Origin of the sequence: Geobacter sp. SVR, assembly GCF_016865365.1 — a bacterium.
Classification (GTDB): Bacteria; Desulfobacterota; Desulfuromonadia; order Geobacterales; family Pseudopelobacteraceae; genus Pelotalea.
Genome location: NZ_AP024469.1, coordinates 2,482,897 through 2,500,691 on the forward strand (window position 1 = coordinate 2,482,897; position 17,795 = coordinate 2,500,691).

At 61.7% G+C, this 17,795-nt stretch carries 17 protein-coding genes; 11 read left to right on the forward strand and 6 right to left on the reverse strand.

Annotation, left to right across the window (positions count from 1 at the left end):
• Positions 1 to 55 precede the first annotated feature (55 nt).
• From GSVR_RS11510 to GSVR_RS11520, 3 genes are all read right to left on the reverse strand, one after another.
• Positions 56 to 1,342 (reverse strand): O-acetylhomoserine aminocarboxypropyltransferase/cysteine synthase family protein, encoded by a 1,287-nt coding sequence (locus tag GSVR_RS11510; protein WP_173200434.1) that lies wholly within the window; start codon positions 1,340 to 1,342, stop codon positions 56 to 58.
• A 142-nt stretch (positions 1,343 to 1,484) separates the two neighbouring features.
• A complete protein-coding gene (locus tag GSVR_RS11515) occupies positions 1,485 to 1,841 on the reverse strand; it encodes a hypothetical protein (RefSeq protein ID WP_173200432.1) in 357 nt (118 codons plus the stop codon).
• 24 nt (positions 1,842 to 1,865) lie between these two features.
• Entirely contained in the window at positions 1,866 to 2,474 is a 609-nt protein-coding gene (locus tag GSVR_RS11520) for an L-threonylcarbamoyladenylate synthase (RefSeq protein ID WP_173200430.1), read from the reverse strand.
• Positions 2,475 to 2,843: 369 nt separating this feature from the next.
• Between GSVR_RS11520 and GSVR_RS11525 the strand changes: the two genes are divergently transcribed.
• The 7 genes from GSVR_RS11525 (at position 2,844) to GSVR_RS11555 (ending at position 9,926) form a co-directional block, all read left to right on the forward strand.
• Positions 2,844 to 3,119 carry a PilZ domain-containing protein gene (locus GSVR_RS11525; protein ID WP_173200428.1) on the forward strand — a complete coding sequence of 92 codons (276 nt, stop codon included), beginning with the start codon at positions 2,844 to 2,846 and terminating at the stop codon, positions 3,117 to 3,119.
• Positions 3,120 to 3,299: 180 nt separating this feature from the next.
• Positions 3,300 to 5,108, forward strand: a complete 1,809-nt coding sequence (gene ftsH / locus GSVR_RS11530; RefSeq protein WP_173200426.1) for an ATP-dependent zinc metalloprotease FtsH — start codon at positions 3,300 to 3,302, stop codon at positions 5,106 to 5,108.
• 41 nt (positions 5,109 to 5,149) lie between these two features.
• The gene (locus tag GSVR_RS11535) at positions 5,150 to 5,539 is read left to right on the forward strand and encodes a hypothetical protein (RefSeq protein WP_173200424.1); all 390 of its coding nucleotides are present in this window, start codon (positions 5,150 to 5,152) and stop codon (positions 5,537 to 5,539) included.
• A 310-nt stretch (positions 5,540 to 5,849) separates the two neighbouring features.
• On the forward strand, positions 5,850 to 6,185 hold the full coding sequence (locus GSVR_RS11540) for a BON domain-containing protein (RefSeq protein ID WP_173200422.1): 336 nt from the start codon (positions 5,850 to 5,852) through the stop codon (positions 6,183 to 6,185).
• A 192-nt stretch (positions 6,186 to 6,377) separates the two neighbouring features.
• The gene (locus GSVR_RS22070) at positions 6,378 to 6,995 is read left to right on the forward strand and encodes a hypothetical protein (RefSeq protein ID WP_173200420.1); all 618 of its coding nucleotides are present in this window, start codon (positions 6,378 to 6,380) and stop codon (positions 6,993 to 6,995) included.
• 62 nt (positions 6,996 to 7,057) lie between these two features.
• Entirely contained in the window at positions 7,058 to 8,506 is a 1,449-nt protein-coding gene (locus GSVR_RS11550; protein ID WP_173200418.1) for an NAD(P)/FAD-dependent oxidoreductase, read from the forward strand.
• Positions 8,496 to 9,926 carry a lipase maturation factor family protein gene (locus tag GSVR_RS11555; RefSeq protein ID WP_173200416.1) on the forward strand — a complete coding sequence of 477 codons (1,431 nt, stop codon included), beginning with the start codon at positions 8,496 to 8,498 and terminating at the stop codon, positions 9,924 to 9,926. Before GSVR_RS11550 ends, GSVR_RS11555 begins: the two co-directional genes overlap by 11 nt.
• 12 nt (positions 9,927 to 9,938) lie before the next feature.
• Here GSVR_RS11555 and GSVR_RS11560 read toward each other — a convergent pair whose 3' ends face one another.
• Positions 9,939 to 10,880, reverse strand: a complete 942-nt coding sequence (locus tag GSVR_RS11560; RefSeq protein ID WP_173200414.1) for an L-lactate dehydrogenase — start codon at positions 10,878 to 10,880, stop codon at positions 9,939 to 9,941.
• A gap of 194 nt (positions 10,881 to 11,074) precedes the next feature.
• Between GSVR_RS11560 and GSVR_RS11565 the strand changes: the two genes are divergently transcribed.
• The 4 genes from GSVR_RS11565 (at position 11,075) to GSVR_RS11580 (ending at position 15,323) form a co-directional block, all read left to right on the forward strand.
• On the forward strand, positions 11,075 to 12,391 hold the full coding sequence (locus GSVR_RS11565) for a M23 family metallopeptidase (RefSeq protein WP_173200412.1): 1,317 nt from the start codon (positions 11,075 to 11,077) through the stop codon (positions 12,389 to 12,391).
• Between the two features lie 434 nt (positions 12,392 to 12,825).
• Entirely contained in the window at positions 12,826 to 13,026 is a 201-nt protein-coding gene (locus GSVR_RS11570; protein ID WP_173200410.1) for a hypothetical protein, read from the forward strand.
• Between the two features lie 87 nt (positions 13,027 to 13,113).
• On the forward strand, positions 13,114 to 14,418 hold the full coding sequence (locus GSVR_RS11575) for a penicillin-binding transpeptidase domain-containing protein (RefSeq protein ID WP_173200408.1): 1,305 nt from the start codon (positions 13,114 to 13,116) through the stop codon (positions 14,416 to 14,418).
• 80 nt (positions 14,419 to 14,498) lie between these two features.
• The gene (locus tag GSVR_RS11580; RefSeq protein ID WP_173200406.1) at positions 14,499 to 15,323 is read left to right on the forward strand and encodes a polysaccharide deacetylase family protein; all 825 of its coding nucleotides are present in this window, start codon (positions 14,499 to 14,501) and stop codon (positions 15,321 to 15,323) included.
• 87 nt (positions 15,324 to 15,410) lie between these two features.
• On the opposite strand, the gene GSVR_RS11585 is transcribed toward GSVR_RS11580, so the two are convergent.
• Entirely contained in the window at positions 15,411 to 15,773 is a 363-nt protein-coding gene (locus GSVR_RS11585; RefSeq protein ID WP_173200404.1) for a hypothetical protein, read from the reverse strand.
• Between the two features lie 77 nt (positions 15,774 to 15,850).
• Positions 15,851 to 17,395 carry a R3H domain-containing nucleic acid-binding protein gene (locus tag GSVR_RS11590; RefSeq protein ID WP_173200402.1) on the reverse strand — a complete coding sequence of 515 codons (1,545 nt, stop codon included), beginning with the start codon at positions 17,393 to 17,395 and terminating at the stop codon, positions 15,851 to 15,853.
• Between the last annotated feature and the right edge of the window lie 400 nt (positions 17,396 to 17,795).

The following is a 17,795-nucleotide window of genomic DNA, read 5'->3' on the forward strand; positions in this document are numbered from 1 at the left end:
GGGCAACCACAAGAGTTGCCCTTCTTCGGGACGAAAAGCTGCTCTGACGGGATGGCTACTTCTGTGACGCCTCCAGCGCCTGATTGATGTCAGCGATGATGTCGTCCACATTCTCGAGCCCGATGGAGAGGCGGATAAAATCGGGCGACACGCCGCTGGCGAGCTGTTCCTCCTCGCTCAACTGCTGGTGCGTGGTGGAGGCGGGATGGATCACCAGCGACTTGGCATCGCCGATGTTGGCCAGGTGCGACAGGAGCTTGACGTTGTCGATGAACTTCTTGCCCGCTTCGATGCCCCCCTTGATGCCGAAGCCGATGATGGCCCCCTCCCCTTTGGGGAGGTACTTGCGCGCCTTGGCATTGTCCTTGTGGCTGGACAGTCCCGGGTAGTTGACCCAGGAGACCAGGGGATGCTTTTCGAGCGTTTCTGCCACCCGGCGGGCGTTCTCTACGTGGCGCGGCATGCGCACGTGCAGCGTTTCCAGTCCCTGCAGGAACTGGAAGGCATTGAAGGGGGAAAGGCAGGCCCCCATGTCGCGCAGGAGCGTTACCCGCATCTTGATGATGTAGGAAAGTCCCCCCAGGGCCTCATAGTAACGCAGACCGTGATAGGAGGGATCCGGCTCGGTCAGCTCCGGGAATTTGCCGCTGTTCCAGGGGAAGCGGCCGCTGTCCACCACGGCCCCGCCGATGCTGGTGCCGTGGCCGCCGATGAACTTGGTCAGGGAGTAGACCACGATGTCGGCTCCATGGTCCAGGGGACGGAACAGGACCGGCGTGGTCACGGTATTGTCGACCACAAAGGGGATGCCGGCGTCGTGGGCGATTTTTGCGATGGCTTCGAAATCGTCCACGTTGTTCTTGGGATTGCCGACCGATTCGGTGTAGACCAGCCGCGTGTTCTCGTCGATGGCGGCGCGAACGTTGTCGGGATTGGAGGTGTCCACGAACTTGACCGTGATGCCCAGCTTGGGCAGGGTGTAGTGGAACAGGTTATAGGTACCGCCGTACAGGTAGTTGGTGGAAACGATATTCTGGCCGGCCTGGGCGATATTGAGCACCGCGTTGGTGATGGCGGCCTGGCCCGAGGCGAGACACAGGGCGCCGATGCCGCCGTCCAGGGCTGCCAGACGCTGCTCGAGCACGTCCGTGGTCGGGTTCATCAGGCGGGTGTAGATATTGCCGAACTCCTTGAGCCCGAACAGGTTGGCGGCATGCTCGGAACTCTTGAACACATAGGAACTGGTCTGGTAGATCGGAACCGCACGGGAAAGGGTGGCGGAATCGGGAGATTGTCCGGCGTGCAGCAGAAGCGTCTCGATCGAAGGCTGTTTGGGTTCCATGATGTCTCCTTAAAAAGGGATAAATGAGAAAGGAAAGTACCGTGTAGCACAGGTCAAGTCAAGCATTCCTTACCAAATCGATTGGCAATATCCATTAGCCAGTAAAATGTGAAAAAACACGGTGACACCGGCGGGTTACGGCTCAAATGGTGATCGTCGATCCCGGCTGCATACGCTCTTCCGGCGGCGAGGTTATCGACGAGACCAGCAGGTAGAAAAAGAGCGCCACCACGCATACGATCACCAGCAGAAGCGGTGTTATGCGTACGCCGGCATCGCGGTGACCCGGGGAGAGCACCAGCCCGAAGGCGGCCAGCACCACACCGTAGCCCCCCACGGCAGCGGCCCAGAAGATGCCCAGGCTGTAGAAGCGCTGCTCCGCCCCCCAGGAGAGCGACAGCAGCTCGGCCAGGCCGGCGTGGTAAAAACTGGCCAGCATGATCATCAGCAACGCCGCCAGCAGGAGACGCAGGCCGTTGCGGACCGTACGCTTACGCATGAGCATTTCCTTTCGCGCAAGCCGTCAGGAGCACCATGACACGTCTCCCAAGCCCGCCCTAAGGACCTCGGGCGTATCCCGGACCAGGCTGACCACCGAACTGACATCCGTGGAGAGCAGGCCGCCGTCGACGATGATATCGAGCTGGTGCCCGAACACATCTTCGATGGACCGGGGATCGCCGCACGGTTCCTCGCCCGACAGGTTGGCGCTGGTGGTCACGATCGGATTGCCCAGCAACTGGACGATTTCGATGCAGATGCGGTTGTCGGGAATGCGGATACCGACCGTTTTCTGGCGGGTCACCAGCAGGTCCGGCACATCCCGCGTGGCATCGAGCACAAAGGTATATGGCCCGGGAAGGTAGCGCTTCAGGATCTTGTAGGCCATGTTGCTGACCCTGCAATAACGGGCTATTTCCGAGATATTGGGGCAGATGAAGGAAAAGGGCTTTTTGTGCTCGCGCCGCTTCATCTGGTATATCCGCTCAATGCCTTTCTTGTTGAAAATCGAGCACCCGATGCCGTAGGTGGTGTCGGTGGGATAGGCGATGATGCCCCCCTGCCGCAGGCATTCGACGACGCGGGCGATGTAGCGGGGCTGAGGATGTTCGGGATGAATCTCTAACAGCATCTGAAATTAACTTTCCCTGGCGGCTTTTCCATGGTGAGCATACTCATATACCTGTGTTGTTCCTTATTTTCAAACACAATTCGCATGTTTCCCTCCCCTGCGGGCGGCTTTACAAATCAGTGCCGGGGGGTATACTGGGATTGGCATGGATCGGCGCCGGCATTTTCGCGGGATTTCCCGCCCCATCCGTCTGGCCGCCAGCACTTCCGCATCTCTTTCACCAGTTCGTATGCACGCGCTGTCTCCGTTCGTGACGGTTTTCCGCCTTCACGTGCACAACTCTTATTATATACGACTGTTTCCACACTGCACCATACGCCGCGCCATACCGCACCATGGCACACGTCTCAGACAAGCGGGGGAACCGATATGCACATGCCATCGCGGCCAAGCAGGAGAGTTGCCTGCCAGACACGCTGCATCCTGGACCACGAGGGAGTCGTATATTCCGGAGTGATCGAAAACGTCTCCCTGAGCGGCACCCTGGTCAAGCTGCAGGATCTGCCCCCCGGCATCAGGCCGGGTGACACCTGCGGATTACTGGTGTGCGATAACCCGGATGTTCCGCATCTCATGCACAGTTGCCGGGTAATCAGGCTCGACCTCCCCCACATCGGCCTGGAGCTGCTGGAACTGGGCTGCTGATTTCGTCGCCGGCCGTTGCCGGCTCACTCCCTGCCGATCTCCGCGCAATCGCGCCCGTTCCTGCACGCCTGCCCCAATTCTCCCCGATGTAATCCGCATCACATCAGAATCGCTCCGACCGGTGCATACTACCAGCAACGACACCCGCTCCATCGCAATCAACGACTGCACGAGGTATCAATGAAAAAATCAAGACCAGTCCGTCCGCTCAAAGCATGGGCCATTATCGTTTCCGTCATACTGCTGCTGTGCGGTGCATACGCCTGGCGCCAACACCAGGCCGATCAGCGCAGCCGTATCAGTTACACGGCCTTTATCGACCGGGTCAATGCCGGTGAAATCAAATCTGTCAGGACCGAAGGGGACGAAATCATCGCCCTGGCTGCATCAGGGGTGAAATACAAGCTGTATCGCCCTGCCGATGCCGAACTCTCCCAACTGTTACTGGCAAAACACATAGAATTTTCGGCCAATGCCCCGGCCGCACGTTCCTTGTGGATCGAGCTCTGTTTTCTGCTGGTGCTGCTGGTTCCGCTTTTCTTCGTCTTCAAGCGCCTGGCGGTATTCGGCCGCAGCTCGGCCCGGCTCACCGACGGGTCGCGTTCCACCACGCTTTTCACCGATGTGGCCGGCGCCGACGAAGCCAAGATCGACCTGCAGGAAACGGTCGAATTCCTGAAGGACCCGCAGAAGTTCGCCAAACTGGGGGGCAAGATGCCGACCGGGGTGCTGCTGGTCGGTCCCCCGGGAACCGGCAAGACCCTGCTGGCGCGCGCCGTTGCCGGAGAGGCCGGTGTGCCGTTCTATGCCATGTCCGGCTCCGAATTCGTCGAGATGTACGTGGGGGTGGGCGCGTCCCGCGTCAGGGACCTGTTTGCCCGTGCAAAAAAAGTGGCCCCCTGCATCATCTTCATCGATGAGCTGGATGCTGTGGGACGGCGGCGCGATGCCGGCGGCAACGGAGCCAGCGACGAGCGGGACCAGACCCTGAACCAGCTGCTGGTGGAGATGGACGGCTTTACCGTCAATTCCGGAATCGTCATCATCGCCGCCACCAACCGTCCCGAGGTCCTGGACCCGGCCCTGCTCCGCCCGGGACGCTTCGACCGTCAGGTCATGGTGGGCAATCCGGACATCCGCGGGCGGGAGGAAATCCTCAAGGTACACACCCGTTCCATCCCCCTGGCAGCGGAGGTGGATCTGCTGGTGATCGCCCGGGGAACGCCCGGCTTTTCCGGGGCGGATCTGGCCAATGTCGTCAATGAAGCCGCCATTCTGGCAGCCAGGCAGGACAAGTCCGTTCTGGAGATGGTCGACTTCGACATGGCGCGTGACAAGATATTGATGGGAGCCGAAAAGAAATCAATGGTGCTGTCCGAGAAGTCTAAGCTGAGCACCGCCTATCACGAGGCGGGGCATGTGATGGTGGCCAAGCTGGTTCCTGGATGCGACCCGGTCCACAAGGTCTCGATCATTCCACGGGGACGCGCCCTGGGGGTCACGGTGCAGATCCCGGAAGAAGACATCCATTGCTATACCAGAGACATGCTGATCGGTCACATCAAGATGCTGATGGGGGGACGTGCGGCAGAAGAACTGGTTTTCAGCACAACCACCACCGGGGCGGGCAACGACCTGGCCCGGGCCACCGACATGGCCCGCAGGATGGTCTGCGAGTGGGGCATGTCGGAAGCCTTTGGCCCGGTCGCTTTCGGGCACCGGGAATCCACGCCCCAGAGCGACGGTAGCACCCCGGGGAACACGTTCAGCGACACAACCGCCCTGGAAATCGACTCCCAGATCCGGTCGATCGTAACCACGGCCTACAACGAGGTCCGGGACCTCTTGCAGACCAACCGTACGGCGCTCGACCTGCTCTCTACAGAACTGGTGGCCCATGAAACCCTGGGCAGCCGCGAAATAGACGCCATCCTGACAACGGTGTCGGCACAGGACCGCTCTGCGGAGGGATACGCGGCCGCGGCCTGACATCGCCCGTCACGAAGCCGGGATATCAGTGGGATTGCAGCATGGCCACGCCCAATTTCGGCATCAACTGCATCAGGGAGGTGGGCGTCGGGGTCGGTAGCGGGGTGAAGGTCGGCACCGGCGAAGAAATCGAGATCGGTGTCGGCGTCGGAAATGGCGTGAAAGTCGCAATCGGCGTTGCCAACGGGGTAAAGGTCGGCACCGGAGAAGAAATCGTGAGCGGGGTCGGCAGCGGCGTAAAGGTCGGTCCCGGTGAAGAAACCGTAAAGGGGGTCGGCGTCGGGAAGGGGGTGAAGGTCGGCACCGGAGTGACTGCCGAGGTCGGGAACGGCGTCACCAGCGGTGTCGGCGTCGGGGTAGCTGACGCAAGCGGCGTCAAGGTGGGCAGCGGCGTTGAAACGATCGGCCCGGTACCGCCACCCTCGTTTTGACTGGAGCCACACCCGCTGATCAGGACCAGCAGGACCAGGAGGAACCTTTTCACCATACTGCACCCCCTGCAACCATGATCGGGCAGTACCTGAACGGCCATACTCCCATTTCTCCCTCCCCGCTGTGCGGGCGGATCGGACTACTAAAAGCGTACAACGGATCGGGTTGCAGTCAACCGGACACGGGAAAGCCCGGGCACAGGCGGCCTCTCCCTTCCAGCGGACCGGCAGGCGTTGATTCTCCACGATTGGAGGCTATACTGTAAAGGTAGCCGAGAGCTCATTTCGACCGACGAAAGGAGAAGGATCAATGAAGCCGAGATATGCCATGGCTGCCATCATGGCAGCCTCCGCACTGCTGATGTCCGGTCTGCCAGTCCACGCTGCCGATTCGGATGCCAAGAAGGATCAGACAATGGGACAGGAGTTCGATGACGCCACCATCACGACCAAAGTGAAAATGGAGCTGATGGGCAACCGCTCGACCAGTGCCATGCACACCGATGTAACCACCAACGGCGGCGTGGTGACTCTGACCGGCAAGGCCCGCAGCCAGGCGGAAAAGGATCTGGCTACCGCTGTTGCCAAAAACGTGAAAGGGGTCGCCAGCGTCAACAACCAGATGATCATCGACACGACAAAATAGGGCACAACAGGATAAGGGACAAGGGGCTGCGGGCTATCGGACGCAGCCTTTTTCTTTGGGGCGGGAAGCCGGTTGCAGCGTGGATGGTCTCGCCCCCCGGCTTGACAGCACCTGCTTATGGTTCAGAATTTAAGCAGGCGGTGCGCAAGCACCGGCATAGTCAGGAGAGCAGGGCTCGGGAAGGAGATTCCGATGACGGAAAAAGGACTGCTGGTCACAATACAGGCACAGTCGGGAAAGGACGACCAGGTCGAGCAGTTTCTCCATACCGCCGGAGGGATGGTGCGCCAGGAACCTGCCACAACCGCCTGGTTTGCAATCCGCTTCGGCCATTCAGAATACGGCATTTTCGATGCCTTCGAGGATGAAGCGGGCCGCGAGGCCCATCTGACGGGAATCGTGGCCAAGGCCCTCCGGGAGATGACTCCTGCGCTGTTTACCAGGGCGCCGGAAATCAGAAAGCTGGAGGTGCTGGCGGACAAGCTTCCGCTCATGCCGACGATCGAACCGGTGACCAAGGGACTGCTGCTGACCTTCCGGGCCAAAGCCGGCCACGAAACCGATGTGCAGCAATTTTTGCGCGAAGCCAAGCCGTATGTCCTGGACGAACCAAAGACCACCGCCTGGTTCGCGCTGCACTTCGACGATGGCACGTACGGTATTTTCGACGTGTTTCCCGACGCAGCGGGGCGTTTTTCGCACCTGACCGGCCACGTGCCGAGAGAACTGGCCAAGCATGCCCTGACACTCATGGGGAGCGTGCCGGACCTGGACATGCTGAACGTCGTGGCGGAAAACCTCTTCCGCTGAACATCCGGGCGCAGGTCCATCCCGTATCGTCGCCGGTTTCATCAGGTGAAAAGGTATAGGCCATGTCATACGACCGTCCCTCAGACGCCGTCGTGGTAGGCTCGGGACCCAACGGGCTGGCTGCCGCCATAGCGCTGGCCCGCGCCGGCATGACGGTCACCGTTTTCGAAAAGGCAGATACCATCGGCGGCGGAACCCGTACCGAACCCCTGACCCTGCCCGGTTTTCTCCACGATGTCTGTTCGGCCGTCCATCCTCTGGGAGCGGCCTCTCCTTTCCTGCAAACGCTCCCCCTTCAGGCATATGGCCTCGAATGGATCCACCCCGAGGTCCAGCTCGCCCATCCCCTGCCCGACGGCACTGCCGTTCTGCTGCATCGGAACCTCCTGGAAACGGCGGCCGGTCTGGGCCAGGATGCCGCCAATTACCGGTGCCTGATGGAACCGCTGGTCAGGAACTGGCCGGCCCTGGCGCGCGACCTGCTGGCACCACTGCATGTTCCCCGCCATCCACTGCTGGTGGCCGGTTTCGGGCTAAGGGGCGTACTCTCGGCCGATTTTCTGGGACGGCAGGCCTTTGGCACCCCTTCGGCCCGGGCCCTCTTTGCCGGTATGGCGGCCCACTCCTTCCTGCCGCTCGATACTCCTCTCTCCGCCGCTTTCGGGCTGATCCTGGCCACGCTCGGCCATGTTGCCGGATGGCCTTTAGCCAAAGGGGGGTCCGCCTCCATCACTACGGCCATGGCCTCCTATTTCGGTTCCCTGGGGGGAAAGATCGTGCTGTCGCGGGAAATCACCTCTCTGGGAGAGCTTCCGCCGGCACCGATCGCGATCCTGGACATCACCCCCCGTCAGTTGCTGCGCATGGGGGGGCACAGCTTCAAGGCGTCGTACCGCCGCAGCCTGGAACGCTACCGCTATGGCCCCGGCGTCTTCAAAGTCGATTGGGCTCTGGATGGCCCGATTCCCTGGAGGGCGGCCGGGTGCAGACGGGCTGCAACGGTCCACGTGGGGGGTACGGCGGTCCAGATCGCCGCGGGTGAGCGGGAGGTATGGCAACGGATCCATCCGGAGCTCCCCTTTGTCCTGGTGGTGCAGCCGAGCCTGTTCGACCCTTCACGGGCGCCGGCCGGCAAGGAGACCGCCTGGGCCTACTGCCACGTACCCAACGGATCGACCGCGGACATGACCGAACGGATCGAAACGCAGGTGGAGCGTTTTGCCCCCGGGTTCCGCGACCTGATCCTGGCCCGGCACACGCGCACCTGCGAGGAATACGAACAGTACAATCCGAACTTCATCGGCGGGGACATCAACGGCGGAGTTCAGGACCTGCGCCAGTTTCTGGCCCGTCCGACCCTCTTTTCCCCTTACCGTACTCCGCTCAGGGGGGTCTATCTCTGCTCGTCCGGGACCCCGCCCGGCGGCGGGGTTCACGGCATGTGCGGCTTCCATGCCGCCATGCAGGCCCTGAGCGACATCGGCCTCGGAAGGAACGGGCATGGACGCTGACGGCTACTGGGTCATCCGGCTGTTGCTCCAGCGGGGCCTGGGGCTGATCTACCTGATGGCCTTCCTGGTGGCCCTGAACCAGTTTCGGGCGCTGTGCGGAGACCGGGGACTGCTGTCGGCCCGGAACTTCATGCGCGATGTCCCCTTCCGTTCCGCCCCCAGCCTGTTCTACCTGTGGGGAGGCGATGCCGTCTATCGGGCCTGCGCCCTGGCGGGCATCCTTCTGGCACTCCTGGCGCTGAGCGGGCTGTCGGAGGCTTACGGCACCCTTTTCTCGATGCTGGTCTGGTTTCTGCTCTGGGTGCTGTACCTCTCCTTCGTCAATATCGGCCAGACCTTTTATGCCTTCGGGTGGGAATCGCTGCTGCTGGAGAGCGGTTTTCTGGCGATCTTCCTGGGTCCCACCGACATGGCGCCGCACTGGGTCGTGATCTGGCTTTTCCGCTGGCTGGCGTTCCGGGTGATGTTCGGCGCAGGGCTGATCAAGTGGCGCGGCGATCCCTGCTGGCACGACCTGACCTGCCTGGACTACCACTTCGAATCACAGCCGATGCCGAACCCGCTCAGCGCCTTTTTCCACCGGCTCCCCCCCAGGGTGCACAAAGCAGGGGTACTCTTCAATCATGCTGCCGAGTTGGGCGCTCCGGTGCTGTTCTTTGCGCCGCAGCCGCTGGCCGGGATTGGCGGTGCCTTCAGTCTGCTGTTCCTGCTGTCGATCATTGTCAGCGGCAATTTCGCCTGGCTGAACTGGCTCACCGCGATCCTCTGCCTCAGTACGCTGGATGGAGCGCTGATCGCCAAGATGGCATCGCTGCAGCCGCCGCCGCTTCATGCAGCGCCGCCGCTGTTCACGGCTCTGATCTGGGGGCTGGCGCTGGTGGTGGCGCTGAAGAGCGTGCAGCCGGTCCGAAACCTGTTCTCCAAACGGCAGATCATGAACACCTCCTTTGATCCGTTCCACCTGGTCAACACCTACGGAGCCTTTGGCAGCATCACGCGCCTGCGCTACGAAATCGTGCTCGAAGGGACCGATGAAGAACGGGTAACGGAGCGGACGCACTGGAAGGAGTATGAGTTCCGCGGCAAGCCGGGAAATCCGCTGCGCATGCCCCCGCTGATCGCCCCCTATCACCTGCGCCTGGACTGGCTGATGTGGTTCGAGGCCATGCCGTCGCGGGGGGTGTCGTCCTGGTTCATCCATCTGGTGATCAAACTGCTGGAAGGGGACCGCCAGACACTGGCGCTGCTGGCGGGCAACCCGTTCCCCGACCACCCGCCCCGCTTTGTCCGGGCGCTCTACTACCGTTATACCTTCGCTAAAAAGGGGTGGTGGCAACGAAGACTGGTCGGGATCTACCTGGAGCCGCATGCCGCCGGCGACAAGGAGCTCAGACGGATCATGGAAGCCTACGAGTGGTAAGGGAATACATTCCTACAGCCCCAGCACATCAAGGGTTTTGCGTACCACCAGTGCACTTTCGCGCAGCGCCTGCTGTTCCACCTGGTCAAGGGCCGGAGGGAAGCTTTCCAGCACCCCTTGACGTCCCAGCAGGTGCGGCAGCGAGATGGTGACCCGCCCGATCTCGTCGAAGGATTTGAGGGGAGTACAGACGGTCTGGATCGAACGGCGGTCGTTGACGATGATATCGACGATCTTGGCCAGGGCGCTGCCGATCCCGTAATAGCTGGCCTGCTTGCCGGCGATGATTTCGTAGGAGGCCCGCCGCACCTGCCGGTCGATCGAGGCGGTCAGTCCGCTGACCAGGGGGGTGCCGCGGCGCAGGGCGAACGTATCCAGCGGCATCCCACCCACCGTTACCAGGGACCAGCCCAGCACTTCGGAATCGCCGTGCTCGCCCAGCACATAGGCATGCACGTGCCGGGGATCGATGCCCAGGGCCGAACTGAGCAGACTGCGGAACAGGGCAGTGTCGAGGGTCGTGCCGGTGCCTATGATCCGCGACGGGGGAACGTCGAAGGGTTCCGCCAGGAAAGCCGCCAAGTGGGTCATGGCATCCACCGGATGGGTGGCCACCAGCAGGACCGCATCCCTGGCGCTGTGCAGTACGGCAGGGACCACATCCCGGAATACCCGCGCATTGCGTTCCAGCAGTTGCGGACGCGTCTCTCCCGGCTTCTGCCCCACTCCCGCCGCTATCACCACCACCGCAGCCCCTCTCAGATCGGGGTATTCACCGGCGGTCACTTCAACCCGGTGCGCAAATGGCACGGCATGGGCTATGTCGGCCGCCTCGGCCCGCGCGCGTCGCTCATCGGCATCCACCAGCACGATCGATTGCCCCACCCCCCGCATCACCATCGCATACGCTGCAGTGGACCCGACAAATCCGCACCCGACAATCCCGATTTTCATGGATGCCTCCGGACGAAAACGATTGAGTCTCCTGTTGAAGTATACCATCCCCGGCCTCTTTTCTCAGAAGCCCGAATCCGCGGGCACCGGCTGACAAGCGGGACGCTTCTGGTACAATTTGGTGGGAATGTTTCAATGAAACGAATGCCTGAGGCGTTCCAAAAGGAAAGCACCCCTGCCCGCGAGAGGTCGCCATGAAGTCAATAGTACCTGTCATGATTCTGGTCCTTGTGATCGTAGCCGCCATCCTGGGGTATGTCTGGGGCACGTCCGCCCCATCGATCGAACTGAAGCCGTCAGAAGGGGCGGTTTCCGTCACCACCCCCCTGACTCTGAGTTTCAAGGCGTCCCGGGGGAGCCTGAAACAGCTGGCCGTGACAGTTCTTCAGGGGGACAGGGCCGTGCCGGTGCTGCTGAAAAGCTATGCCACCGGGACCCGCGAGAGCAGGGAAAGCCTCAATCTGGCACGTGGCGGTCTCAACGAAGGCCCCTTTACCCTGAAAATCGCCATCGGCGGATCGTTGTCAGGTTTCAGCGGCAGGAGCACAACCCGCACCTACACCATGACCCTGGACAACACGCCCCCGTCGATCTCGGTCCTGACAACGGCACATAACATCATCCGCGGCGGCTCGGGCCTGGTGGTGTACACGGTGAACGAAGAAACCCAGCGAACCGGGGTGGTCATTGCCGACCGTTTTTTCCCCGGATACCGCCAGGGGGGGGAGATGTATGCCTGCCTGTTTCCCTTCCCCTACGACCTGGAGCCGGACCGCTATGTACCCCGCGTGATCGCGGTCGACAAGGCCGGCAACGAACGCACCGCCGGCATCAACTACCACCTGATCATGAAGTCGTTCTCCACTGACCGCCTCAACCTGAGCGACTCGTTCCTCGAAAAGATCGCGGCCGAGTTCAAGAACAAGTTCCCCCAGGCCCTGACTCCTCTGGAGATATTCCAGAAGGCCAATGGCGACCTGCGCCGGCAGAACGTGGCCTCGCTCTATGACTTTGGCCGGCGCACCTCCCCCACCCCCCTCTGGCAGGGAGTGTTCCTGCGCATGCCCAATGCCGCTCCGCTGGGGGGCTTTGCCCAGACACGCTTTTATCTCTACAAGGGACAGCAGGTGGATCGGCAGACCCATCTCGGGTTTGATCTGGCCTCGCTGGTGCATGCGCCGGTGCCGGCTGCCAACAGCGGCACGGTCGTGTTCGCCGGAGACCTGGGCATCTACGGCCAGTGCGTGATCATCGACCACGGTCTCGGCCTGCAGACCCTGTACGGCCACATGAGCCGCATGACGGTCAAGGCGGGGGACAAGGTGGAAAAAGGGGAGATCATCGGCAATACCGGGGCCACCGGCATGGCTGCCGGCGATCACCTGCATTTCGGCGTGACGGTTTCCGGACAGGAGGTCAATCCGGTCGAGTGGTGGGATGCTTCCTGGATCATGAACAACATTACCGGCAAGCTGGAGCAGACCAGGGGGCTTGAACCGAAGGCGAAATAACGCGCCACGTCTTACCCCCCAGCTAAAATTGCTACCTGGGCATTATCCGGCCCAACCGCACCAGGAAGCTGGCCTTTTACACCATTCAGCGGCTGGTAGCCCTGTTTGGACACCGGCTAGCTGACCGTGGCCGATGGGGAATATCGACGGAAGTGACGGCAGGCAGGCGGGGCGAGTCAGAATCTTCGAGATCCGCTGAGGAGGTGATCTATCAGAGGTTCAACTCTGAAAAAAAACAATGCGCACGCTCTCCCGAAAGTTGTGATCCTGATCACAGAATTGTGCCGCCCGGAACCCTATAGTAGCACTCACGACACGACTACAACATCCGCCAGGACCCCGCGGTCTTTGGAAGACAGCCGGGTCGCCACGTTATCATCGGCATCGATATCGAGCGACCCGGTTTTTTTGCGGGCACGGCAGAAGGAATCATCATGTGGGGAATGGGCATTGGCAGTATCCTGTTGTTGGCGGTTTCAGCGGCATTATCGTGCTGCGAGGTGGGCGCCTCCTCCGAGCGCAGCGCCGACCAGCCCGGCGCGAGCATTGCCACGGACGTCAGCAGCGGCAGCCGGCAGGGGAACGACGCTTTCGGCGTTTTACCGGCCAAACCCGCCACTGCCGGAATACGCTGAGCAACGGCTCACCGTGATAGCCGGCACCTCGCCGGGATATTGCCGCACTGCCGCTCGCCGGCATAAGAAACCATTTCGGGCCACCTCATGAAAATCACCTTCCCGTCACGTCCGTCTCAGGCACGCCGCTTCCTGCCGGCAGTCTTCCGCCGGAACATCGTCATTGCAGGCTCGCTTGCACTGTTTATCGGCAGCGCACTGGCCTGGGGACACATCCCCTCATCCACCCCGTCGCCCAATCATGCCGCGCCGCAGCCTGCATTCGACTATTCCGCTGCCACCGGTCTCGGTCTTTTCCGCCAGATCTGCACCACCACCGCCATACCCACCTCAAGCAGCAGCGCCTACCAGCTCAGCGACGGGAACCTGGCGCACCTTTCCCTGGACCGGAGCCTGCAAACCGGCGTGCGGGCCTTTCTGGAACGGAAGAAAGTTCCCTATGCGGTCTTTGTTGCCATAGAACCGAAGACCGGCCGCGTGCTGGCCAATGTCTCCTATTCGGCACAGGATCATGGCTGGGAACCGCGCGCCGCCTTCACTGCCTATCCCATGGCGTCGCTCTTCAAACTGATCACGGCTGCGGCAGCCTTCGAATCCGGTGCGGCAACGGCGCAGACATCACTGCATTTCCGCGGCGCCCCCTGTTCGGAAAGTCCCGGGCTCTGGGGCAAGCCGGGCAGGTCGCGGGATGCCAGCATGCCGCTCTCCAATGCCATGGCCCACTCCGTCAATCCCGCTTTCGGCCGGCTGGCCGGGGACAAGCTCGGCAAGCCGCTGTTAGTAAACACAGCCCAGCGCTTCGGCCTGGGGTGCGATATCTACGGCAGCCGGGAGATCGCCAGCGGCACGCTCACCTCTCCCGATACCATTGGTGAGCTGATGAGAATGGCTGCCGGCCTGGACCATGGCGTCAGGACCTCCCCCTTTCACGCCGCCATGCTGCTGGCCGCCATTGCAAACGGCGGCGTCATGCCGGTGCCCTCGTTCGTCGATGCCGTCGCCGATCCGGCCGGCACGCATCTGTACAGTTTCCGGGCCGCGCCGCTCGCCACCGTCACATCCCCTGCCGCAGCCGGTGAGCTGATCCGCTCCATGTCCGAAACCGTCATCACCGGCACGGCCCGCCGGGCCTTCAATGACCGGTCGGGGCACCGCTTCGGCAGCGAACTGAAGGTGGCCGGGAAAACCGGCTCCATCTGCGGAACCGCCCCGAAAGGCTATTATAACTGGTTTGCCGGACTCGCTCCGGCCGACAACCCGAAAATTGCCTTTGCGGCGCTGGTGATCAACAACGGCCGCATCCGGCTGCGCGCTCCCGCCCTCGGGCGTGCCGCACTGGATATATTTTTCTCCGAAAATCTGCTACAGTTGGCCGGCACGCAGCAAAAATAACCTCACGCAAAGAAGCATGCGGGTTCCCCAGGGGGCAATCATGTCGATCTGCAACAAAACACAGGAAAGGATTCATCCGAATGTCCGTACGTCTGCTGTTGGTTCTCCTCTCTCTCCTCGTCTGCACTGTTTCCGTCCAGGCCGCACCTCCCCAGTCTAAAAACAATCCCCCAGCCGCCGCCAGTACGGGTGTGGACGTGCCGATCCTGCTGTACCATCGCATTGGTCCCACCGTGGCCGACGGCATGACCATCAAGACCAGCCTGTTCGAAGAACACCTGAAGTATCTCAGGGACAACGGCTATACCGTGATCCCCCTGCGGCACCTGATCGACTACTACCAGAAAAAAGGACCTGCGCCGGCCCCGAAATCGGTTGTAATCGTCGAGGACGATGCTCACAAGTCGGTCTACAGCGACATGTTTCCGCTGGTCAAAAAATACAAGGTGCCGGTCACGGTATTCGTCTATCCTTCTGCCGTCTCCAATGCCAAGTACGCCCTGACCTGGGATCAGATCAGGGAACTGAAGAAAAGCGGGCTGTTCGACTTCCAGTCGCACACCTACTGGCATCCCAACTTCAAGAAGGACCGCAGAAAGATGAGCCCGGCGGAATTCGAGAAATCGGTCACCATGCAGCTTGCCAAATCAAAGGCCAGGATCGAGAAGGAGGTCGGCGGCACGGTGGACATGCTGGCTTGGCCGTTCGGCATCTACGACGATTACCTGCTGAAAAAGGCTGCCGAGGCCGGTTACGTCACCACCTTCACGATCGAGGCCCGCAATGCCACTGCTTCGGAAAAGCTCAACAAGCTGCCGCGCTACCTGCTGATCAACTCCGATCAGGGCAAGGCCTTTACCCAGATCCTGAGCGGTTCGGCCGGCAAGCGCAACATCGTCTTCTGACGCACCGGACTTCAACGACCCTGTCGTAAAAAAGACCGGCTCCCCGAATAGGGAGCCGGTCTTTTTGCATCTGTCGGACCCGGTCGTCTAGCTGCCGCGGATGGACAACCTTCTGCCGCAAAAGATGTCGAGGGCGGTCACCCCCGCCACGGCAGCCGCCGCCAGGGCGGCATTCCTGCGTTTTTTCCTCGTGGCCGTGCCTGCAATGCCGATGGTCGCCAGATCAACCACATCTCCTGCCACCCGCGCCCAGAGCCAGGGGGATTTCTTCCTGAGCGTCAGGATGCCGGCCCCGGTCGCCATTTCCCTGATGCCGAAGATCCGGAAGATCCCGCACTGTTTTCTTTTCATGCCCAATGTCTTCGCGATCCGGTGAGGGGCCAGCAGTTCCGCCATGCCCAGGCCTATGCTGAAAAGTCCCAGGCCGAGTGCCAGTTTCCGCTCCTTCATGGTGTCCTCCTCCGGTAGATTATGGTGCTTATGAAAGTATACCCCGGATCCCCTGATGGAACAGCAGCGGTATTTTTTTACTCCCGGTCGCGCGGATGGATGACCAGGCAGCGGTTCGGCTCGCGCCCCGTGCTCTGGGCCAGCAGCCCGCGACCGGAGATGATGCGGTGCTGCATCTTGCGCAGAAGCGGCGGACGCGGCGCCAGCGCAACGTCCACATGCTCGTTCTCCACCCGCCGGATGGCATCTTCGATCTCCTCCACCAGTTCCAGCGCCTCGTTTTCCGCCGCCCCCTCCAACACGTTGAAGAACCGCTCGACGAAACGGCGCATCTCGTTGGCAGTATTGCGCTTGATGAAGTGCACCGGAACGCCGCTGCCGGCAGTCATCCGTTTCAGACGCAGGTCATCGCTGCGGGAACGCAGCGCCAGCATCACGTCCGCCTGATCCGGGTCCCCCACGCTCCTGGCGTCCAGATGCAGACTCCTGATCACCCGCTCCAGCAGGTCCCGTGATAATGCATAGGGAAATATCCGCATTGGACCGTTGCGCTCCCGCGTTTCCGGCCGCACCGGCGGCGCAAAGGGGGCCCGCTCCGGTTCCGGTGCCGGTTCGCGCACATGGATATGACCGTTGGCGGATTGTTCGCGGTGCTCGCCCGGCAGGGCAAAGCCGCGCAGGATCGCATCCACTGCTGCGGCGGTGTCGCGATGCACGATCAGTTCGTTGCGGTCGACCATCTCCACCAGAATTTCGAAGGTCGGCGGGGCGCGACGCTCGCTGACGGTCTTGGTAGTGCGCCGGCGGCGGGCCTCCTCATCGGACAGGGTCACCACCTGTACCCCGCCCACCAGGTCGGACAGGGTCGGATTCTTGATCAGGTTCTCCAGGGCGCTGCCGTGGGCGGTGCCGATCAACTGGACACCCCGCTCGGCGATGGTCCTGGCTGCCGCCGCCTCCGCCTCGGTGCCGATCTCGTCGATCACGATCGCCTCCGGCATGTGGTTCTCCACCGCCTCGATCATCACCGCATGCTGGCGCTCGGGGCGCGGCACCTGCATGCGCCTGGCAGCGCCGATGCCGGGATGCGGGATATCGCCGTCTCCGGCGATCTCGTTGGAGGTGTCGATCACGATCACCCGCTTGTTGAAGTCGTCCGCCAGCACGCGGGCCATCTCGCGCAGCTTGGTGGTCTTGCCCACTCCGGGGCGCCCCAGGATCAGGATACTCTGGCCGGTCTCGATCAGGTCGCGCAGCAGCTCGATGCCGCCGTAGATGGCCCTGCCGACCCGCAGGGTCAATCCGACGATCTGCCCCTTGCGGTTGCGGATGGCCGAGATGCGGTGCAGGGTACGCTCGATCCCGGCCCGGTTGTCGCCGCCGAATTCCCCCACATGGGCCGTGACATGGGCCAGGTCCTCCTGGCTGACCGTGCGTTCCGAAAGCCGTGAAACCTCGTCCGGGAAACGTGCCTCCGGCAGGCGCCCCAGGTCCATCACCACTTCGACCAGATGTTCCAGCGGTAGCCGGTGCAGGGCAGCCTGCAACTCCGCCGGCAGGGTTGCCACCAGCAGCAGGGTATCGTCATGCTCGACACCTGCGTGTCTGCGCCCGTTTTTCATGGTCATACCTCTGATGCAAAAGGGGTGGGTTCAATCAGCTCCCCCTTTTCACCGCTTAAGAAAATCATGCTCCGCTTCTGCCCCAAAAGATGTATCACCTCACATCCATATGTCTCGTTTTGTATCAATATGTATCTAAAACATCTTCTGCACGGCTTCCGAATGCTGGTCAAAGTATAACATCATTCATCCTGAAACCCCACCCGGCGCACCCAGCAGGGTGGGTCGTTGCGGTACGCCGTGAACGTCCCCATTTTCAAGTCACTTCCTCTTGCTTCAGACAGGCTCGGATGGCGCATTCGAAGCATCATTTGAGGCGTTTTGACACTGTTTCAAACTATTCTATACTTTTAAAAACGCCCGCGGAGCCCGCTTTGGCGGCTGCGACCGACCGTGACGG